This window comes from Antribacter sp. NEAU-D49 (assembly GCF_057158775.1).
On record NZ_JBXTSN010000023.1, the window covers coordinates 44,836 to 62,423 of the forward strand.

Genomic DNA, 17,588 nt, shown 5'->3' on the forward strand with positions numbered 1-17,588 from the left:
ATATGAACAGGTGCCCCGGCTCTATATCGGCCCATCGCGGTTCGGTACGCTCGAAGTACTGGTGACGGTGACGCCGCCCTCTGACGTTCACGTCTTCCACGTCATGCCGTTGCGAGAGTCGACGCGTCTGACGGTGGGCTACAACCCGGAGGAGCAAGTATGAGCAAGCGCGACCCTGAGGTGGATGCCGCACTGACGAGCTGGGCGGAGGCTGGTGACTTCCGGCCGGGGCGATCTGCGCACGGTGATCAGGCTGCGGCGGACGGTCGGGCGCTCCTTGAGGCTGCTGGTGTCGACGTCGACGAGGTGGACCGTGCGGTGGGCAGGCCGCGGCTCTCTCCCGGTCCGCGGGGCACGCGCTCGCCGCGGGTGAACGTCTCCATCACTGCGGAACTTGAGGCACGCCTTGAGGCGGCCGAGCGTGCACGGGGTGTCAGGCGCAGCGACCTCATCCGTGAGGCCCTCGAGCGCTACCTGCCGGAAGCCGGCTGACACCCAGTCAGAGGCCCGTGACCAGGTAGCCGCTCCCCGTCTCGGCGCCAGACGGGGGAACGGCTACCTGGTCGCGGCGGGGCTCTGGGGCGCCGGGCTGCAAACGTCACATCCGGTCTAGCCTGAGCCGGTGCTCACCCCTTCCGACGGACTGACCCCGAGGCATACCGCGATCCTCTGCCTCACGGGCAACCTGCGCCGGGCTGCCTGGTCCGGCCTGCTCGCGATCGGGTGGGACGATCCCGACCATCCTGCCTCCGTGGCAGCGCTCGTCGAGGACATCACGGCCCTTGGCCGGGCCGAGCACCTGGGGATGGATGAGGCACGGGGGGCCGCGACCCCGTGGGAGACGGCGCTCCACCGCGCGCTCGGGCTCGGCCGGCCGGAGATCGCTCGCGTGCTGCACCATCAGCCGTTGGGGACCCTCGAGGACCTCCAGTGCCGCTACCAGGACGACGGCGAGGAGCTGACAAGGGAGTTCGCCGACTTCGCGCCCACCGTGCCCGCGGAGCAGGTGGCCGCGGAGGTGGCCAGGGCAGGTCAGCTGATCGAGGAGCTCGGGTCGGCGCTCGAATCCGTGACGCCGACGTCGGTCCCTTCCGGTGATCCCAGGTGGCCGGCGACCGTGTCGGACGACGCAGTCGTCGACGGGGTCACCGTCGAGGCGCTGATGTGCTCGGCGTACCTGAGCCTCGACGAGTCCGACCAGCAGCAGCGCCTCACCGGGGAGATCGCGGCGCGGTTCCGTGGCGCGTGGGCCGCGGACCCTGAGGGCCGCAGGCGCACCCTGGAGTGGGGGCTGGCGGGGCAGGCACTCCTGGGTGACACCCTCTACCTCGACCTCTCGCGGGAGGTGTGCAGGGTCTGTGGCTGGTGGGATCGCGACGACTTCTACGACGAAGCGGGTGACCCGCTCTACAGCATCTGCCCGTGCTGCGGTGGCGAGAGCGGCGTGGACGACATCACCTGGCGGACCGCGCGCCGGTATCGCAAGGCCTGGATCGAGTCGGGCGCGGCATGGTTCGAGCCCCAGAGCAGGCCGGAGGGCTGGACGGTGGAGACGTACCACTACCGGACGCCGACGAAGGGCGAGCCCGTCTGGGGTTAGCCCCGGCCGCGGCGCCCCGACCCGGGCGCAGAACCGCCGGACCAGGGGCGAGACCTCGGAGGTCTCCCCGTGGGACAATGGCGCCGTGCCACACGCTGTTTCCGACGCCCGCCATGACCTGACCGCGCGCCTGCACCGGGCCGGCTACTACCCGGAGCTGGTCGCGGACGTCCTCGACGTCGCGCTCGCCGACGAGGAGGTCGTGGCGCACCTGGTGCAGGCCGAGACCACGTTCGACTCCGAGGTGCGCCGCCACCTGACGGTCATGGTCCTCACGCCGACGCGGCTGGTGACGGCCCACGTGGACGACCAGCCGTCGGACGGTGAGCAGGTCAAGGTCACGCAGGCCGCCGCCACGACGGAGGCGGTGCCGTTGCGGGAGATCCGCTCGGTCGCGCTGACCCACGTGGTGTCGGAGCCTGAGAAGCACCCGCGCGGCGAGGGCACGCGCGAGGTCACGCTGGCGATCGGGTGGGGCGCGGTGTCGCGCATCGACCTGGAGCCCGCGTCGTGCGCCGACCCGGCGTGCGACGCCGACCACGGCCTGACCGGCCAGCTCACGCCGGACGACGTGGTGGTGCGCGTCTCCAGCGCTGCCGAGGGCACCGACGCCGTGCGGGCTGCGGTCGCCTTCGCGCGTGCGCTGTCGCGGGCCACCGCTGCATGACGCAGCCGCTCCCGGACGGGCTGGTCGCCCCCACCTATGACGTGTCGAGCCTCGCGGCGGTGCTGCCCGCGGCGGCGGGGGCGCTCGGCCACGACCTGACCACCGCCACCGGCCTCGGGTCGTTGACCGCCCGCGAAGCCCTGGGGCTGCCCGACGCCGACCGCGTCGTCGTGGTGCTCGTGGACGGCCTCGGCCTGCACAACCTGGCCGAGCGTGGCGGGCACGCGCCCTTTCTCCGTGGCCTGCTAGCGGGTGGGCAGTCGCTGACGTCGAGCTTCCCGAGCACCACCGCCGCGGGCCTGGCCACCCTGGGCACGGGGACCGCACCGGGCCTCACGAACATGCTCGGGTACACGCAGCGCAACCCGGAGAACGGCCGGCTCGCGGCGATGGTCCAGTGGCGTGAGCTCGGCGACCCGGCGGACGTGCAGCGTGAGCCCACGGTCTTCGAGACCCTCGCTGCGCGCGGCGTGCCGGTGACGAGCCCCGGCCCGGCCAAGTTCGCCGGCTCGGGCATGACGCTCGCCGCCCTGCGCGGACCGCGTTACGAGACGGCGGAGACGTTCGAGGCGAGGGTCGACGCGACCGCTCGTGTGCTGCGCGCCGCCCCCGGCCTCGTCTACCTGTACCAGGGCGACGTCGACAAGACCGGCCACAAGCACGGCTGGCAGTCCTGGCAGTGGGGCGACGCCCTGGAGGCGACCGACCGCGAGCTGCGGCGCCTGTCGCGTTCCGTGCCGCGCGGCACCCTGATCCTGGTGACGGCCGACCACGGCCAGATCATGTCCGACCCCGCCCTCCAGTGGGACGCCGCCACCGACCCCGTTCTCTCCGCGGGCGTGGCGATGATCGGCGGCGAGCCTCGGGCGATGCACGTCTACACCGCGCCCGACGCCGACCCCGCCGACGTCGCCGCACGCTGGGCGGACCGCCTGGGCGAGCACGCCGTCGTCCAGCGGCGGGCAGACGCCGTGGCCGCGGGCTGGTTCGGGCCCGTGGCGGAGCACGTGCTCCCCGGGATCGGCGACGTCGTCGTTGCGATGACCGGCCGCGCCACCGTGGTCGACTCCCGGGTCCACTCCGCCGAGGCGCAGTCGCTGCCCGGCGTGCACGGCTCCCTCACCCCGCACGAGATGATCGTGCCGCTCCTGACCACCGTGGCCTGAGGAGGAACCGTGGCCGAGCTCGTCTTCTTCTCCGGGACCATGGACTCCGGCAAGTCCACGCTCGCCCTGCAGATGGACCACAACTACGGCGCCCGCGGCCGGGCGGGGCTGATCTACACCCGCGGCGACCGGGCCGGGGCGGCGCGCATCTCGTCGCGGCTCGGCCTGGAGGCCCACGCCCGCGAGGTCACCGACGACACCGACTTCTGGGCCGACGTGGCCGCCGAGCACAGCGACGGCCGGGCGGTGGACCACGTGGTCTGCGACGAGGCGCAGTTCTACTCGCCCGGCCAGGTGGAGCAGCTCGCCCGCCTCGTCGACGAGATGGAGGTCGACGTCTTCGCGTTCGGCATCACCACCGACTTCCGCACCCGCCTGTTCCCGGGATCGGCCCGGCTCATCGAGCTCGCCGACCGCATCGAGGTGCTGCAGGTGCAGTCCCTGTGCTGGTGCGGGGCCCGCGCCACGCACAACGCCCGCACCGTGGGCGGCATCATGGTGGTGGAGGGCGAGCAGGTCGTCATCGGCGACGTCGCCGACGGCGCCCGGGGCGAGGTCGCGTACGAGGTGCTCTGCCGCCGCCACCACATGCGCCGCATGACGGCCGACACGGCCCGCCGCCGCGCGAGCTCCGACCAGGCGCTGTGGGGTTAGGCGGCGCCGCCCGGCGGGTCGTCGGCCCCCGCGGCGCCGGTCCCGGGCCCGGCCCCTGACGACAGGATCTCCCGGGCCTGCTCCGCGGCGCGGGCGATGCTCTCGCCGACGAAGTCCATGAACCGGGCGATGTTCTCCAGCCGCACGGCGGCGGGCGTCCCGGGCCCGAGGACCCGGACGCCCTGGCGCGCGGTCTCGGCGAAATCGAGGTTGGACCGGGCGCTCGCGAGCATCGACTGGTACCAGACGGCGTCGTCGGCCCGGTAGCGCTCGCGCCGCCTCTCGTCGCGGTCGCGGGCGACCAGCCCCAGGCCCTCGAGGGTGGCGACGGCCTTGGAGATCGACGCCGGGCTCACCTGGAGGCGCTGGACGAGCTCCGCCGCGGTGAGGCTGCCCGCGTCGGTGGTGTAGAGGCACGTGAGGACCCGCGCCGTCATCCGGGGCAGGCCTGACTGCATGAGGGCGGTCGTGAAGGCCTCCTCGTAGGCGAGGACGGCCCCCGCGTCACGCCCGGCCGGTTCCGGCGGGCGCTGCTCCCGAGGCGCGGCCTGCCGGCTCCGGTGGGCGCGCTGCTCCGTGGCGCGGTGCGCCTGGTCGGGCCGGTAGGCGGTGGGCCCGCCGTTGCGCATCACCTCCCGGGTGATGGTCGACGTAGGACGGTCGAGGCGCCTGCCGATCTCCGCGTAGGTGAGGCCGTCGGCCAGACCCGCTGCGATCTGCCGCCGTTCCTGCTGGGTGAGCCTGCCTCCGGGCATCGTGCGTCTCCCTCGGTGGTGGTCGAGGGCCCGAGCATAGCGTTCAGCATCAGGTCATTGCAACGTTGGGCGCCGCGCCCGTTGCGTTGACTTCACCTTCGTTGCAACGAAATCTCCGCTCTGACCTGCGCAAAAACACAAGATGCGCAGAAAGTCCGTTGCCAGATCGGCGAACGCAACGTAGCGTTTCCCGTATCAGAAACAACGAGAACAGGAGCAGGACCATGCAGACCTTCGCCACCACCGCCCCCATCTCCGCCGTCCTCGACCTCCCCGCCGGACGCGTGCAGGTGATCGCCGCCGACCGGACCGACACCGTCGTGGACGTCCGACCCGCAGACCCCTCGAAGAGCCGTGACGCGCAGGCGGCCGAGGCGACCACCGTCGAGTACCAGGACGGCGTCCTGCGGATCGCCACCACCGTGAAGAACCAGCTGCTCGGGGCCTCGGGCGCGGTCGAGGTGACGGTCCAGCTGCCCGCGGGTTCCCGCGTCGAAGCCACGGCCGCCGGTGCCGAGCTCCGAGGCGTGGGACGGCTCGGAGACGTGTCCTTCGAGGGTGCCCAGGGCGAGATCAAGCTCGACGAGGCCGCTGCCGTCCGCGTCGTCACGTCGGCCGGCGACGTCGTGATCGGCCGCCTCACGGGCCCCGCCGAGATCACCACGATGAAGGGCGACATCCGGATCGAGGAGGCCGTGCGCGGCGCCCTCGTGCTCCGCACGCAGGCGGGGGACGTGTCGGTGGGCACCGCCCCCGGCGTGTCCGCCTCGCTGGATGCGGGCACCACCTCGGGCCGGATCAGCAACTCGCTGCAGAACACCGGTGGCGACGTCGACGTCACGATCCACGCCACCACCAGCATGGGCGACATCACGGCCCGCAGCCTCTGACGGCAGGCCGGAGCGCGCCCCGAGGTCACACCTCGGGGCGCGCTCCGAACACGATCTCGTCCCAGCTCGGCACCTGCGCACGCCCCTTGCGGGCCGGGCGCCGTGCCGGGCTCGTCTTGGTCCCGCTCTTGGCAGGAGGCTCCTCGCCCGACGACGCCGGGGCGCGCGCGGGTGCCGCCGCCGCGCGGACCGGCTCGGGCTCCGGGATCTCCCAGCGGCTCGGACCCTCCCAGTCGAGCTCGGGCGTGGCCGGGGCGGCTGGTTCGTCCGTCTCCTCGGACGGTCCGGCGCCACGATCGCGGCCGGAGCCAGGAGCGTCGTCGGCCGGAGGCGCCGAGTGACCGGTGGCCGAGGGGTGGCCCGCCCGGCCGAGCGCCGCGCCGCCGTCGGCCCGGCCGTTGTCCTGCCGGGGGCCCACGCCGGGCATCGGCGACCGGCCCGCGCCGCGACGGGAGCCGAGGTCCACGACGCTGGCCGCGGGCGCCGGTGCGCCGGACCCCTCGTCCGCACCCGGCCCGTCACCTGCAGGACCGGACGGCACGCCACCCGGCGTGCCGGAGGCGCCGCCACGACGGGGGGCCAGCTCGGCGAGCGTCAGGTCGCCGAGCTCGAGCTCGTCCGGCCCGTCGGAGGGTGCGGGCACGCCCGGCCGCCGCGAGGGGCGCTGCCCCCGGCGCTCGGACAGGTCGTCGAGGAGCAGGTCGGTGTCGTCGGACTCCGGCGCGGCCGGGCGCCCCCGGGAGCGGCCTGCGGGCAGGGCGGAGACGCTCGACAGGTGCTGACCGGCGTCGTCGGGCAGCGCGAGCCAGCGCGCCTCGTCGTCCAGGGTGGTCACGACCATGCCGCGCGGGTCGAACGTCCACCGACCCACCCGGGCCTTGCCCGCCGTCTCGAACGAGACCTCGACCACCCAGGGCGCCATGCCGTCGCGCCGCGCCGTCCAGACGGCCTCCTCGGGGCGCACTCCTCGCGAGGCGAGGCGCGCGTCGACGAGCTCGCCGAGCGTCGTGGACGACCGGCTGTCGCCGTCCTCCCCGGCGACGGGCCGCCCGCGGACCCGGCGGATCGCGTGCTCGCGCTCGGCCATGACGGGATACTCGAAGCGCCGGACGTGCTCCACGGGGAGGCCTGAGGCCTCCGCCAGCTCCTCGCAGGTGGCGCCGGCGCGCAGCCGGGCCTGGATCTCTCTCGGGCGCAACGTCGACTCCTCCTGGGCCCGGATGCTCTCCAGCCGGGGGCGGTCGCCGCGCACGGCCGCGCGCAGGGCGTCGGTGATCGGCAGGGTGCTCTGGGTGCCGTCGGGTGCGGTGAGGACGAGGCGCTCACCGTCCTCGTGCAACCTCACGAGCTCCAGCTCGTCCATGCCGTCCTCCTTGCGAAAGGGATCACGCCCGAGACTGCCACCCTGGCGCACGATGGCGACGCAGGCGCGTCGGTGTGCCGCGTTGTCAGGCTCCCTCCCGCGCATTTTGTCGTACTTCCCGGGTTCCTGCCCGCACGCGGCCGTCCGAGGGCCGATGATTGCCGCGTGGCGATCGACTCTGTCCTCGAGATCATCGGCGTGTTCTTCGCGGCCCTCTCCGGAGGGCTGGCGGCCGTGCGCAAGAGCTTCGACGTGTTCGGGGTCGTGGTCCTGGCGTGGGCGGCAGGGCTCGGCGGCGGCATCCTGCGCGACGTGCTGATCGGCGACACGCCGCCGGTCGGCATCTCCGACCCGCGGCTCGTCGGCACGGCCCTCGTGGCGGGGATCGTCATCTTCTTCTTCCACCCGGGCCTGGCCCGCATGCGCCCGGCGGTCGTGGCGCTCGACGCCGGTGCGCTCGCCTTCTTCGTGCTGCAGGGCACCACCAAGGGCCTCGAGCTCGGGGCCGGCCTGCTCGCGTCGGTCGTCGTGGGCGTGCTCACCGGCATCGGCGGGGGAGTCCTGCGCGACATGCTCGTGGGCGAGATCCCGCTCGTCTTCGCCGACCGCCAGCTCTACGCCATCCCCGCCGTGGTGGGCGCGGGCCTCACCGCCACGCTGTGGCACTACGACGCGCTGACCGTCCTCACGCAGTCGCTCGTGGTGGTCGTGGTGCTCGGCTTCCGCCTGCTGTCGCTCTGGCGCGGCTGGGTGGCGCCGCAGGCCTCGCAGGGGTGGACGGGCAGGTGGGGGAGGTTCGGGTCGGGCAGGATGTGAGCGTGACCGCTCTCCCGCCCTTGCCCGACGACGTCTCCGTCGCCTCCCTGCGCACGCTCGCCGAGCGCCTGGCCACCACCGCGGGCGCCCACGTGCGCGAGCACCGGCCCGAGCGTGTGGTCGTGGCCGACACGAAGTCGAGCGACGTGGATCCCGTCACGGCGATGGACCGGGCCGTGGAGGACCTGCTCCGGTCGATGATCGCCGCAGAGCGGCCCGACGACGCGATCCTGGGTGAGGAGGGCGACGACGTGCCCGGCACGAGCGGGCTCACCTGGGTGCTGGACCCGATCGACGGCACCGTCAACTACCTCTACGGGGTGGCGCCGTACGCCGTCTCCGTCGCGGTGGTGGCCGGGCCTCCGCGGCCGGGGGAGTGGACGCAGCTCGCCGGCTGCGTGCACTCGGTACCCGACGGCCGCACCTGGACCGCGGGACTGGGGGAGGGTGCCACGCGCGACGGTGTGCCGGTGCGCGTCAGCGCGCCGGCGTCGCTGGCGACGTCCCTGGTCGGCACGGGGTTCGGCTACGATGCCCGGCGTCGGTCGCACCAGGCGCACGTCCTGACGCAGGTGATCGGGCACGTCCGCGACATCCGGCGGCTGGGCGCCGCGTCGATCGACCTCTGCCTCCTGGCCGAGGGCGCCATCGACCTCTACTACGAGCGCGGCCTGAACCCGTGGGACGTCGCCGCGGGCTCGCTCGTGGCGAGCGAGGCGGGCGCGGTGGTCACCGGACTGCGGGGCCGGCCCGAGGGGATCGAGATGACCGTGGCGGGCGGTCCGGGACTCGTCGCAGAGCTCGTGGCGCTCCTCGAGGAAGCCGGGGCCGACGGTGACGGCGACCCTTCCGAAGGGGTCGTGTGACGCCTGGGTGAGCAGGATCACCCGGTCGATTTTTTTGTGACGCGATCGTCTGAGGCCGCCTCGGCGAGAACGCGTCAATCCGTCATTCCCTAATGCATCGTTGCAGGTCAGCGCGGCGTGACGTGGGTAACACGCTCACATGTCGCACGCCTGCCGGATTTGGTGCACAATCCGTGGGCCGACCTGGGAACAAAACCGGGGCCCCGCGCATTATCAGCGCGTACCCCCATACCGCTGCACAGCCGAACGGCTGTTGTCAAGGGTGTGGTGCTCCGGCCCGGGGCGGCGTCAGTCCCTGGGACATGCCGACGTTCCGACGCGACGACCGAACCATTGGAGAACCACCACATGGCAACTGACTACGACGCCCCCCGCAAGACCGACGAGGACGTCGAGCAGGACTCGATCCAAGAGCTGCAGGCTCGCCGCTCGGACAAGTCCTCTGGTGTTGTGGACGAGGACGAGACGGAGGCGGCGGAAGGCTTCGAGCTGCCCGGCGCCGACCTCTCGGGCGAGGAGCTCTCCGTCCGCGTGCTCCCGCGGCAGGCGGACGAGTTCACCTGCTCGAGCTGCTTCCTGGTGCACCACCGGAGCCAGCTCGCGTACGAGCGCAACGGGCAGCAGATCTGCACCGAGTGCGCCGCCTGAGGCCGGAGCGAACCGCAGGGTGGGGCCGAGGAACGAGGCACCCGCCCGGAGGTGAGCGCAGGGCTCGGGCGGCAGTAGGTACCGCCTGAGGCCGGTAGGCGCTGCCTGAGACCGGATCCTCGACGACCAGGCTGTCACGGGAACGTGGCAGCCTTTGTCGTTCCCAGGCTCGGGTGACCGGGCCGCGCCGCGCCGGGCCGGGCCGCGCCGGGCCGCGGCGCGCCGGTGACCAGGGCCGGGTGGTGACCTACCGCGCGCCGTCGATCGCGGCGACCAGGCGGTCCGGCCGGCGGGTGGAGACCAGCCAGTAGGGGGCCGGGTCGGACGGGTCGTCCAGGGCCACCCGGACGCCCGTGCGGGCCCAGGCACGCAGGCAGACGTACGCGCGCCCGTCGAGCCCTGGGCCGAGCTCGTGGCGCATCGCCTCGACGTCGAGCGGTACCGGGTCGCCGAGCAGCCGCACCGGCACCCGGGCGGGACCGGCCCGCAGCTCGCCGTCGGCCACCTCGACCACCGGTGAGGTGAGTGCCAGGGCGACCACGCACGCGACGCAGAGGACGATCCCGGCGATCGCGCCGAGGAGGTGGTCCACGGGCCAGAGGGCGATCGCGGCGATCGCGCCGAGGCCGACCGTCCCGAGCCAGCCGCCCGGACCGGGCAGGAGCCGCTCGCGGAAGTCGGAGGTGGTCGGGGAGGTGCCGCTCATGGGGACATCATCCCAGCCTGCGGCGCGTCCACGGACGCCCGCGGCGCCTGCCGGGCCTGGTTGGCGTACAGTTCCCGCGTGCCTCACGACGACGGCAGCACGGTTGACGTGCTCCTCCGCCTCCTCGACGACGGCGTCCCCGTCCCCGCCTACGCCCACCCGGGCGACGCGGGTGCGGACCTGGTGACCACCGTGGACGTCGAGATCCCGCCACAGGGCCGGGTGACCGTCCCCACGGGCGTCGCCATCGCGCTCCCCGACGGCTACGCCGCGTTCGTGCACCCGCGGTCGGGCCTCGCCGCCCGGCACGGGCTCACCATCGTGAACGCGCCGGGCACGGTCGACGCGGGCTACCGCGGCGAGATCAAGGTGACACTCCTCAACACCGACCGGGACGAGCCCGTGCGGCTCGCGCGCGGCGACCGCGTCGCGCAGCTCGTGATCCAGAAGGTCGAGCGGGCGAGGTTCCTCCGGGCCGAGACGCTCCCCGGGTCGCACCGCGGCGACGGCGGCTTCGGGTCCAGCGGAGGCTGGGCCACGTCCGGCGTGGCGCCGAGCGCGGACTAGTGTTGAAACCGGCGGCACGCGCCGCCGGGAGCAGTCGCCGCACGGGACGTGCGGCGCGACGATCGACGTGACGAGAGAAGGAGTCCCACTGTGGGTCTGTTCCGCCGGAGTGCAGCGAACGAGCCTGCCCAGGACGAGGCTGCCCAGGACCAGCCGGCCTGGGACCCGGTGGCGTCCGAGCAGGAGCGTCCCCAGCACGGGCCGTTCGACCGGTCGCAGGTGGACCAGACCGGCCCCCGCGTGGACCTGGGCGCCATCTGGCTGCCCGTCCTGCCCGGCCTCGAGCTGCGCATGGAGATCGACAAGAAGACGCAGAAGGTCACGGGCGTGACAGCCGCGCTGGCCGGGTCCACCCTCCAGGTCCAGGCGTTCGCCGCGCCCAAGACCGAGGGCATCTGGGACGAGATCCGTGCCGAGCTGGCCACGTCCGTGGCGCAGCAGGGCGGTACCGTCGACGACGTCCCGGGTGTGTTCGGCCGTGAGCTGCTGGTGCGCCTGCCCGCGACGGACCCCGAGGGCAAGCCGGCCGTCCGGCCGGCCCGCTTCGTGGGCGTGGACGGGCCGCGCTGGTTCCTGCGCGGCGTGCTCTCCGGCAAGGCGGCGCTCGACCCGGAGGCGGCCCGGCCGCTCGAGTCGGTGTTCGCCAACATCGTCGTCGTGCGCGACCAGAGCCCTCGCCCGCCGCGGGACCTGCTGACGCTGACGCTGCCGAAGGCGCCCGGCCAGCGCGGCGAGGCCGGCGCGCAGGAGGCCCCGCCGGTCCCCGAGGGTGCCGCACCGCAGGCTCCGGCGTTCGACCCCCTCAAGCGCGGCCCGGAGATCACCGAGATCCGCTGACGCAGCGGAGGAACGGGGCAGTCATGTCGCTGAGAGCCGTCGTGAAGAACGTGCTGGCCTCCAACGAGGAGGTCCGCGCGGAGGAGGAGCGTACCGACGCTGCCACCAACCGAGGGTGCTCCGCCGTCTCCAACCTGACGGAGCGCCGGCGCGGCAAGGCCGCCGGCGTGCTCCGCTCGGTGGTGCTGCGCCCGCGCGAGGGCGTGCCCACGGTCGAGGCCGAGCTCTACGACGGCTCGGGCTCCCTGGACCTCGTGTGGCTCGGCCGCCGCACCATCGCCGGGATCGACCCCGGCCGCCGCATCCGCGTCGAGGGCATGGTCTGCGACGTCGACGGCCGCCGCACCATGTTCAACCCGCGCTACGAGCTGCGCCCGCGCCAGGGCGAGTAGCCCGCCCGGGCCTGTGGGTACACGTATGGTCGCCTCCCCAGCCGGGGAGGCGACCATACGTGTACCCACAGCGGAAGGTGGGTGCGCGCGTCGGGCAGAATGGGCCGCATGACTGACACGCCAGGTCCCGAGTCCGCCGGCAGCGAGACCACCCGCACGGGCGTTCGCGCCGTCACGGGCGACTCCTTCTCCCTGGCCGACGCCGTGGGTGGTGTGCGCGGCCTCGCCGAGTCGGTGGCCCCGGGCCTCGTCTTCGTCGTCGCGTACGTGACCACGCGCGACCTGATGATCTCCATCGTGGCGTCGGCCGCCGTGGCCGTCGTCGCGACGGTCGTCCGGCTCGTCCAGCGCACGCCGGTCACGCAGGCGGTCGGCGGCCTGCTCGGCGTGGCGATCGGCGTGGTCTGGGCTCTGTGGACGGGCGAGGCGGAGAACTACTACGCCGGCGGCCTGCTCCTCAACGCCGGGTACCTCGTGGTGCTCCTCGTGACCATCCTGATCCGGTGGCCCGCGGTCGGCTTCGTCGTCGAGGCTCTCCGCACGGGGTGGAGCCCCGACGCGCTGAAGACCGAGCCGAGCGACGCGCCCGGCGCGACCCGTCCGGCGTCGGGCGGCGACGTGGCGGACGCCGCCGACGACGAGCCCGAGCCCATCCCGTTCGCCGGCCTCACCGCCTGGCGCGACGACCCGGCGAAGGTGCGCCGCTACTCGATCGCGACCTGGCTGTGGGTGGGGATGTTCGCGCTGCGCCTCGCCGTCAAGGTGCCGCTGTACTTCGCGGGCGACGTGGCCTGGCTCGGCACGTTCCACCTGGTCCTGGGCGTGCCGCTGTGGGCGCTGGTGCTCTTCCTCACGTGGGTGGTGGTGCGCACGCCGCGCACCTAGGAGGTCGCGGCCTCCGGCGTGAGCAGGCGCTGCAGCGCCTGCTCGTCCACGTCGCGGCCGGTGACGAGGAGCAGCTCGTCGCCCGCCTCGAGGGTGTCGTCGCCGCTCGGGGCGATGGGGCGGCCGTCGCGGACGATGGCGGCGAGCACCGTGTCGGCGGGCCAGGCCACCTGACCCACGCGGGTGCCCGCCAGCGGCGACCCGGCGGGGAGCGTCAGCTCGAGGATGTCGGCGCCCGACTGGTGGAACGTGAAGATCCGCACCAGGTCGCCGACGGCCACGGCCTCCTCGACCATGGCCGTCATGATCCGCGGGGTGGAGACTGCCACGTCGACGCCCCAGGACTGGTCGAACATCCACTCGTTCTTCGGGTTGTTCACCCGGGCGACCGTGCGCGGCACGCCGAACTCCGTCTTGGCGAGCAGCGAGACCACGAGGTTGACCTTGTCGTCGCCCGTGGCCGCGACCACCACGTCGCAGCGGTCCAGCTCGGCGCTCTCCAGGGAGGAGAGCTCGCAGGCGTCCGCGAGGATCCAGTCGGCCTCGGGCACCTGGGCCACCCGCATGGCGGCCGGGCTCTTGTCGACGAGCAGGACGTCGTGGTCGTGGCCGATGAGCTCGCGGGCGATCGAGCGCCCCACCGACCCGGCGCCGACGATGACGACGCGCATCAGTCCTCCTTGAGGTTCGGCGTGTGGGTGAGGGCGCGCTCGACGGCGTCGGCGTCCGCCGCCTGGACCAGGACGTGCAGCACGTCGTTCTCCTGGAGCACGGTGTCGGGGCGGGCGAGCACACCTTCGGCGAAGCGCGACAGGTAGGCGACCCGGCAGCCGGTGACCTCCTCGATGCGCCGCACGCTGCGGCCCACCCACCCCGCGTGGTAGTCCACCTGCACCAGGCGCACCTGCCCGGACGGGTCGCGGAACTCGTCGGTGGCCCCGAGCGGGAGCATGCGGCGGAGCACCTGGTCGGCGGTCCAGCGGACCGTCGCGACGGTGGGGATGCCGAGGCGCTGGTAGATCTCCGCGCGGTGCGGGTCGTAGATGCGCGCCACCACGTTCTCCACGCCGAACGTCTCGCGGACCACGCGGGCCGCCAGGATGTTCGAGTTGTCGCCGTCGCTCACCGCGGCGAACGCGTACGTGTCCTCGATGCCCGCCTGGACCAGCGTGTCACGGTCGAAGCCGACGCCGGTGACCTTCTTGCCCTCGAAGTCGGCGGGGAGCCGGCGGAACGCGTCGGGGTTCTGGTCGACCACCGCGACGGAGTGCCCGCGGGCCTCGATCGTCTGAGCGAGCGTGGAGCCCACGCGGCCGCAGCCCATGATCACGAAGTGCACTGTCGGAACGCTACCCCTTCCGCCGGTGCGCCGTCGGCCACGAGCAGGCATAGCATGGGCCGACGTGTCGGACATCGCAGATGCAGCCAAACGATTGCTGCTCGGTCGCCCCGTACGGAGCGAGAACCTGGGGCACACGCTCCTGCCCAAGCGCATCGCGCTGCCGGTGTTCGCGTCGGACGCGTTGTCCTCGGTCGCCTACGCGCCGGACGAGATCCTCCTGACCCTGGCCGTCGCCGGTCTGGCGGCCACCACGCTCTCACCATGGGTGGGCCTGGTCGTGGTCGTGGTGCTGCTCGTCGTGGTGACCTCCTACCGGCAGAACGTCCAGGCCTACCCGTCGGGCGGCGGCGACTACGAGGTCGCCACCACCAACCTGGGCCCCAGCGCAGGCGTGGGCGTGGCGTCCGCGCTCCTCGTCGACTACGTGCTCACGGTGGCGGTGTCGATCTCCTCGGCGGCGCAGTACGCGTCGTCGGCCATCCCTGCGCTGCGCGGCCACGAGGCGACGGCGGGCGTGGTCGCCGTCGTGATCCTCACGATGATCAACCTGCGTGGCGTCAAGGAGTCGGGGTCGTTCTTCGCGATCCCGACGTACCTGTTCATGTTCCTCATCGGTGCCCTCGCGCTGACCGGCACGTTCCGCTACTTCGCCGGGAACCTGCCCCTCGCCGAGAGCGCCGAGCTGGAGCTCGTGACCGACACGTCCTTCGACCAGGGGCTCACCGGCATCGCCGGTGCGTTCCTGCTGGCCCGCGCGTTCGCCTCCGGCTGCGCGGCCCTCACCGGCGTGGAGGCCATCAGCAACGGCGTGCCCGCGTTCCGCAAGCCGAAGTCTCGCAACGCCGCCACGACGCTCCTGCTCCTGGGCCTCATCTCGTCGACGATGATCATGGCCATCCTGTTCCTGGCCCAGGCCACCCGCGTGCACTTCGCGGAGGACCCGCACGAGCAGCTCACGCTGAACGGGCAGCCCCTCCCGGAGGACTACAACCAGCACCCGGTGATCGGCCAGCTCGCCGAGGCGGTGTTCCAGGGCTTCCCGCCGGCGTTCTACGCCGTGTCCGCCGTGACCGGCCTCATCCTGGTGCTCGCCGCGAACACCGCGTTCAACGGGTTCCCGGTGCTGGGCTCGATCCTCGCGCGCGACGGCTACCTGCCCCGCCAGCTCCACACCCGCGGCGACCGCCTCGCGTTCTCGAACGGCATCGTCACCCTCGCTGTCGCGGCGATCGTGCTCATCGTGGCGTTCGACGCCGAGGTGACCCGCCTGATCCAGCTGTACATCGTGGGCGTGTTCGTGTCGTTCACGCTGTCGCAGCTCGGCATGCTGCGGCACTGGTCGCGGCTGCTCCGGACGGAGCCCGACCCGGTCGCCCGGGCGAGGATGCAGCGCTCCCGCCTGGTCAACGGCGTGGGCTTCGCCATGACCGGCACGGTCCTGGTCATCGTCCTGGTCACCAAGTTCACGCACGGCGCCTGGATCACGATCCTGGCCATGGGCGTGCTGTTCGTCCTGATGCGCGGCATCCGCAAGCACTACGACCGGGTCCGTGACGAGCTGGCGCTGGGCGACGACGTGTCGGCCGCCCGGGCCCTGCCCAGCCGGGTGCACGCGATCGTGCTGGTCTCGAAGGTGCACAAGCCCACGCTGCGCGCCGTGTCCTACGCGCGGGCCGCGCGGCCCTCCGTGCTGGAGGCCGTCACCGTGGGTGTCGACAAGGAGGACGTCGATGAGCTCATGGCCGAGTGGGAGGCGCTCGACCTGCCGGTCCCGCTGCGGGTCCTCGACTCACCGTTCCGCGAGATCACGCGCCCCATCCTCAAGTACGTGCGCTCGGTCCGCCGCGAGTCGCCGCGGGACCTCGTCATCGTCTACATCCCCGAGTACGTGGTGGGGCACTGGTGGGAGCAGCTGCTGCACAACCAGAGCGCGCTGCGCCTCAAGGGCCGCCTGCTGTTCACCCCCGGCGTGGTCGTGGCGTCCGTGCCGTGGCAGCTCTCGTCCACGGAGGGGCAGACCGGCCTCGAGGGCGACACCTTTCTGCAGGGCCGCCGCTTCTGACGCCGGTGTGACCCGCCTGACGGCGGCGAGGTCGCAGGGGATGGGAGACTTGACCCATGCCCCGTACCCCCCGCACGACCACCCGTCATCGTCCCGTCGACCCCGTCGTGGGTCTGGAGGTCGAGCTCGAGGTCGGTCCCGTCGCCCATGGCGGGCACTGCGTCGCCCGCCACGAGGGCCGGGTGATCTTCGTGCGGCACACCCTTCCGGGCGAGCGCGTGCGGGCGGTCGTCACCGAGGGCGGCGCCAGCTACTGGCGGGCCGACGCCGTCGAGGTGCGCACCGCCTCGCCCGACCGCGTCGAGCCCGCGTGGCCTGCTGCCGGCCCGGGCGGTGTGGGCGGCGGCGAGCTGTCGCACGTCGCGCTGCCCGCCCAGCGCCGCTGGAAGGCCGACGTCCTGGCCGAGCAGCTGCTCCGCCTCGCCAAGATCGAGCGGGACGTCACCGTCGAGGCCGTCCCGGGCGACGACGAGCGCGGCGGCCTGGGCTACCGCACCCGCATCGACCTCGTGGCCGGCCCCGACGGGCGCCTCGGCATGCGCAAGCACCGCTCGCACGACGTGGTGCCCGTCAAGCCGCTGCCCAAGGGCATGCCGCTCGCGACGGACGAGGTCGCCGCGCTCGCCACCGAGGAGGGCGTGCTCGACCGGTCGTGGGACCCCGGCACCCGGGTCGAGCTCGTGGCGCCGGTGGGCGGCGAGCCGCTCGTGCTCGTCGACGGCCAGCCCTGGCACAAGGGGCACACCGACACGCGTCCCAACGCGCGCCGCGCCGTCACCGAGACCGTGGGCGAGCACCGCTTCCGCGTCGCGGCCGACGGGTTCTGGCAGGTGCACCGGGGTGCGCCGGCCGTGCTGACCGAGGCGGTCCTCGAGGCCGCGGGTGACCTCACCGAGGCGACGGTGCTCGACCTCTACTCCGGCGCCGGGCTCTTCACGGTCCCGCTCGCCACCGCGGTGGGGGAGCACGGCCGGGTCCTCGCCGTCGAGGGCGACGCCCGCGCGGTCAAGGACGCGCGCCGCAACGCCCACGACCTGCCGTGGGTCGAGCTCCACGAGGGCGCCGTCGAGGCGGCTCTCGCGGACGCGGTCCCCCTGGTGGCCGACGTCGTCGTGCTGGACCCGCCGCGCGCCGGCGCCGGCCGCGCCGTGGTCGACGCCATCGCGGAGCGCAACCCGTCGCGGGTGGTCTACGTGGCGTGCGACCCGGCGGCCCTGGCGCGCGACGTCGCCTACCTGGCCGGGCACGGCTACACCCTCACGGGCCTGCGGGCGTTCGACCTGTTCCCCCACACGCACCACGTCGAGGCGGTCGCGCTGCTGACGCGCTGACGGCGCCGGCCCGACGGCGCCGGCCGGTCTGTCCGCGGCCG

General features: G+C 73.4%; 20 protein-coding genes. 15 read left to right on the forward strand and 5 right to left on the reverse strand.

The window, feature by feature from the left end:
• Positions 1 to 159 precede the first annotated feature (159 nt).
• The 5 genes from AC060K_RS16815 to AC060K_RS16835 all read left to right on the forward strand — a co-directional run bounded on the left by AC060K_RS16815 (position 160) and on the right by AC060K_RS16835 (position 4,087).
• Positions 160 to 492, forward strand: a complete 333-nt coding sequence (locus AC060K_RS16815; RefSeq protein WP_483766556.1) for a ribbon-helix-helix domain-containing protein — start codon at positions 160 to 162, stop codon at positions 490 to 492.
• Between the two features lie 130 nt (positions 493 to 622).
• Positions 623 to 1,600 (forward strand): hypothetical protein, encoded by a 978-nt coding sequence (locus AC060K_RS16820; RefSeq protein WP_483766557.1) that lies wholly within the window; start codon positions 623 to 625, stop codon positions 1,598 to 1,600.
• An 85-nt stretch (positions 1,601 to 1,685) separates the two neighbouring features.
• Positions 1,686 to 2,267: a DUF5998 family protein gene (locus tag AC060K_RS16825; RefSeq protein ID WP_483766558.1), complete on the forward strand. Its 582-nt coding sequence runs from the start codon at positions 1,686 to 1,688 to the stop codon at positions 2,265 to 2,267.
• Complete coding sequence (locus tag AC060K_RS16830) at positions 2,264 to 3,433, forward strand: alkaline phosphatase family protein (protein ID WP_483766559.1); 1,170 nt, start codon at positions 2,264 to 2,266, stop codon at positions 3,431 to 3,433. Before AC060K_RS16825 ends, AC060K_RS16830 begins: the two co-directional genes overlap by 4 nt.
• Before the next feature lie 9 nt (positions 3,434 to 3,442).
• Positions 3,443 to 4,087, forward strand: a complete 645-nt coding sequence (locus AC060K_RS16835; protein WP_483766560.1) for a thymidine kinase — start codon at positions 3,443 to 3,445, stop codon at positions 4,085 to 4,087.
• On the opposite strand, the gene AC060K_RS16840 is transcribed toward AC060K_RS16835, so the two are convergent.
• Positions 4,084 to 4,842, reverse strand: coding sequence for a helix-turn-helix domain-containing protein (locus AC060K_RS16840; protein WP_483766561.1), 759 nt, complete (start codon positions 4,840 to 4,842; stop codon positions 4,084 to 4,086). The genes AC060K_RS16835 and AC060K_RS16840 overlap by 4 nt on opposite strands.
• Before the next feature lie 224 nt (positions 4,843 to 5,066).
• On the opposite strand from AC060K_RS16840, the gene AC060K_RS16845 reads away from it, so the two are divergent.
• Entirely contained in the window at positions 5,067 to 5,732 is a 666-nt protein-coding gene (locus AC060K_RS16845) for a DUF4097 family beta strand repeat-containing protein (protein ID WP_483766562.1), read from the forward strand.
• Positions 5,733 to 5,757: 25 nt separating this feature from the next.
• Here AC060K_RS16845 and sepH read toward each other — a convergent pair whose 3' ends face one another.
• Positions 5,758 to 7,095 carry a septation protein SepH gene (gene sepH, locus AC060K_RS16850; protein ID WP_483766563.1) on the reverse strand — a complete coding sequence of 446 codons (1,338 nt, stop codon included), beginning with the start codon at positions 7,093 to 7,095 and terminating at the stop codon, positions 5,758 to 5,760.
• Between the two features lie 165 nt (positions 7,096 to 7,260).
• Between sepH and AC060K_RS16855 the strand changes: the two genes are divergently transcribed.
• From AC060K_RS16855 to AC060K_RS16865, 3 genes are all read left to right on the forward strand, one after another.
• Positions 7,261 to 7,911: a trimeric intracellular cation channel family protein gene (locus AC060K_RS16855; RefSeq protein WP_483766564.1), complete on the forward strand. Its 651-nt coding sequence runs from the start codon at positions 7,261 to 7,263 to the stop codon at positions 7,909 to 7,911.
• Entirely contained in the window at positions 7,908 to 8,777 is an 870-nt protein-coding gene (locus AC060K_RS16860; protein WP_483766565.1) for an inositol monophosphatase family protein, read from the forward strand. Before AC060K_RS16855 ends, AC060K_RS16860 begins: the two co-directional genes overlap by 4 nt.
• Before the next feature lie 348 nt (positions 8,778 to 9,125).
• Positions 9,126 to 9,425 (forward strand): DUF4193 domain-containing protein, encoded by a 300-nt coding sequence (locus AC060K_RS16865; protein WP_125777766.1) that lies wholly within the window; start codon positions 9,126 to 9,128, stop codon positions 9,423 to 9,425.
• A 247-nt stretch (positions 9,426 to 9,672) separates the two neighbouring features.
• Here AC060K_RS16865 and AC060K_RS16870 read toward each other — a convergent pair whose 3' ends face one another.
• The gene (locus AC060K_RS16870; protein WP_483766566.1) at positions 9,673 to 10,131 is read right to left on the reverse strand and encodes a DUF3093 domain-containing protein; all 459 of its coding nucleotides are present in this window, start codon (positions 10,129 to 10,131) and stop codon (positions 9,673 to 9,675) included.
• Between the two features lie 78 nt (positions 10,132 to 10,209).
• Between AC060K_RS16870 and dut the strand changes: the two genes are divergently transcribed.
• From dut to AC060K_RS16890, 4 genes are all read left to right on the forward strand, one after another.
• Positions 10,210 to 10,698 (forward strand): dUTP diphosphatase, encoded by a 489-nt coding sequence (dut, locus tag AC060K_RS16875; RefSeq protein WP_483766567.1) that lies wholly within the window; start codon positions 10,210 to 10,212, stop codon positions 10,696 to 10,698.
• A gap of 90 nt (positions 10,699 to 10,788) precedes the next feature.
• Entirely contained in the window at positions 10,789 to 11,535 is a 747-nt protein-coding gene (locus tag AC060K_RS16880) for a DUF3710 domain-containing protein (protein ID WP_483766568.1), read from the forward strand.
• 23 nt (positions 11,536 to 11,558) lie between these two features.
• Positions 11,559 to 11,927: an OB-fold nucleic acid binding domain-containing protein gene (locus tag AC060K_RS16885; RefSeq protein ID WP_483766569.1), complete on the forward strand. Its 369-nt coding sequence runs from the start codon at positions 11,559 to 11,561 to the stop codon at positions 11,925 to 11,927.
• Positions 11,928 to 12,035: 108 nt separating this feature from the next.
• A complete protein-coding gene (locus AC060K_RS16890) occupies positions 12,036 to 12,812 on the forward strand; it encodes a DUF3159 domain-containing protein (protein WP_483766570.1) in 777 nt (258 codons plus the stop codon).
• On the opposite strand, the gene AC060K_RS16895 is transcribed toward AC060K_RS16890, so the two are convergent.
• Together AC060K_RS16895 and AC060K_RS16900 are read right to left on the reverse strand one after the other, a co-directional pair.
• The gene (locus AC060K_RS16895) at positions 12,809 to 13,483 is read right to left on the reverse strand and encodes a potassium channel family protein (RefSeq protein ID WP_483766571.1); all 675 of its coding nucleotides are present in this window, start codon (positions 13,481 to 13,483) and stop codon (positions 12,809 to 12,811) included. The genes AC060K_RS16890 and AC060K_RS16895 overlap by 4 nt on opposite strands.
• Positions 13,483 to 14,136, reverse strand: coding sequence for a potassium channel family protein (locus AC060K_RS16900; RefSeq protein ID WP_483766594.1), 654 nt, complete (start codon positions 14,134 to 14,136; stop codon positions 13,483 to 13,485). Before AC060K_RS16900 ends, AC060K_RS16895 begins: the two co-directional genes overlap by 1 nt.
• A gap of 79 nt (positions 14,137 to 14,215) precedes the next feature.
• Between AC060K_RS16900 and AC060K_RS16905 the strand changes: the two genes are divergently transcribed.
• Together AC060K_RS16905 and AC060K_RS16910 are read left to right on the forward strand one after the other, a co-directional pair.
• The gene (locus tag AC060K_RS16905; protein ID WP_483766572.1) at positions 14,216 to 16,216 is read left to right on the forward strand and encodes an APC family permease; all 2,001 of its coding nucleotides are present in this window, start codon (positions 14,216 to 14,218) and stop codon (positions 16,214 to 16,216) included.
• Positions 16,217 to 16,272: 56 nt separating this feature from the next.
• On the forward strand, positions 16,273 to 17,547 hold the full coding sequence (locus tag AC060K_RS16910; RefSeq protein WP_483766573.1) for a class I SAM-dependent RNA methyltransferase: 1,275 nt from the start codon (positions 16,273 to 16,275) through the stop codon (positions 17,545 to 17,547).
• The last annotated feature ends 41 nt before the right edge of the window (positions 17,548 to 17,588 follow it).

Bases quoted from the DNA above. Each gene is read 5' to 3' on its own strand.
- AC060K_RS16815 (WP_483766556.1), top strand. From the start codon at position 160: ATGAGCAAGCGCGACCCTGAGGTGGATGCCGCACTGACGAGCTGGGCG.
- AC060K_RS16830 (WP_483766559.1), top strand. From the start codon at position 2,264: ATGACGCAGCCGCTCCCGGACGGGCTGGTCGCCCCCACCTATGACGTG.
- AC060K_RS16840 (WP_483766561.1), bottom strand. From the start codon at position 4,842: ATGCCCGGAGGCAGGCTCACCCAGCAGGAACGGCGGCAGATCGCAGCG.
- AC060K_RS16845 (WP_483766562.1), top strand. From the start codon at position 5,067: ATGCAGACCTTCGCCACCACCGCCCCCATCTCCGCCGTCCTCGACCTC.
- sepH (WP_483766563.1), bottom strand. From the start codon at position 7,095: ATGGACGAGCTGGAGCTCGTGAGGTTGCACGAGGACGGTGAGCGCCTC.
- AC060K_RS16865 (WP_125777766.1), top strand. From the start codon at position 9,126: ATGGCAACTGACTACGACGCCCCCCGCAAGACCGACGAGGACGTCGAG.
- AC060K_RS16870 (WP_483766566.1), bottom strand. From the start codon at position 10,131: ATGAGCGGCACCTCCCCGACCACCTCCGACTTCCGCGAGCGGCTCCTG.
- AC060K_RS16885 (WP_483766569.1), top strand. From the start codon at position 11,559: ATGTCGCTGAGAGCCGTCGTGAAGAACGTGCTGGCCTCCAACGAGGAG.
- AC060K_RS16890 (WP_483766570.1), top strand. From the start codon at position 12,036: ATGACTGACACGCCAGGTCCCGAGTCCGCCGGCAGCGAGACCACCCGC.
- AC060K_RS16895 (WP_483766571.1), bottom strand. From the start codon at position 13,483: ATGCGCGTCGTCATCGTCGGCGCCGGGTCGGTGGGGCGCTCGATCGCC.
- AC060K_RS16900 (WP_483766594.1), bottom strand. From the start codon at position 14,136: ATGGGCTGCGGCCGCGTGGGCTCCACGCTCGCTCAGACGATCGAGGCC.
- AC060K_RS16910 (WP_483766573.1), top strand. From the start codon at position 16,273: ATGCCCCGTACCCCCCGCACGACCACCCGTCATCGTCCCGTCGACCCC.